Source organism: Pseudomonas sp. MD195_PC81_125, from assembly GCF_014060985.1.
GTDB classification, from domain to species: domain Bacteria; phylum Pseudomonadota; class Gammaproteobacteria; order Pseudomonadales; family Pseudomonadaceae; genus Aquipseudomonas; species Aquipseudomonas parakoreensis.
This window is the reverse complement of record NZ_JABULD010000779.1, coordinates 1-748: the sequence shown is the minus strand read 5'-3', so window position 1 is coordinate 748 and position 748 is coordinate 1. Positions and strand designations below refer to the sequence as shown.

Annotated in this window: 2 protein-coding genes; both read left to right on the top strand. The window is 54.3% G+C overall.

Annotated elements, in window-relative coordinates:
- Positions 1 to 221 (top strand): SAVED domain-containing protein (locus HT737_RS29170; RefSeq protein ID WP_182404558.1); only part of this gene is annotated, 221 nt, incomplete at its 5' end.
- Positions 222 to 748 (top strand): nucleotidyltransferase (locus tag HT737_RS29165; RefSeq protein ID WP_182404557.1); only part of this gene is annotated, 527 nt, incomplete at its 3' end.

The following is a 748-nucleotide window of genomic DNA, read 5'->3' as shown; positions in this document are numbered from 1 at the left end:
TTCGTGACGCACTTCAAATACGACTGAGCCAGCTTGAGGCTCTGACTCCTGACCCTATCCACGTCTTCGCCGCCATTCCTGCGGCATTGGCCATCGAGTTTGGCGCGTTGCTCACAACACAGCATCAACATACATACCTGATCTTCGATCGGGACAAAGAAAACCAAGATCGGTTTACGCAAACACTGCAATTGGGCTTGGTGGCCCAGGAGGCTAGGTAAATGCTTTTGAGCAACGAACAGACCAAGCGCAGCAGTTGGGAATATTTTCTGCTTCGCGCTGCGCGGGAAATCTCGCTGTCGGAAGCGCAGTACGAAAAAATTAATGACCGCTACTCCCAACTGGAAAAAATCCTCTCGGCTTCCGACAACCCGCTGCTCGCTGAGGCCCATATCTTTGTGCAAGGCTCGATGCGGCTGAAAACGACCATCAAGCCAATCCCCGGCGCGCCTGCGGATCTGGACACCATTGATGCGGACGCGATTATCTGGCTCCCTCACGCTCAAGGCGCTAGTGCGAAGGAAGTTCTAGAAGCGATTGAGCAGCGTTTTAGGGAAGGCTCCCGCGTCCAAGAAGAAGTTAAGCAATTACGTCGTGGCATCCGGATCGTTTATGCCGACGAAAATCCAGGTTTCCACATCGATGTCACGCCTGCCCGCGCGATCAACGGAAATGGCGAAGCAAACGGCGAAGGTAAGCTGGAGGTTCCGGATCGGGTCACAGGGTGGAAAGCAAGCAGCCCTATCCC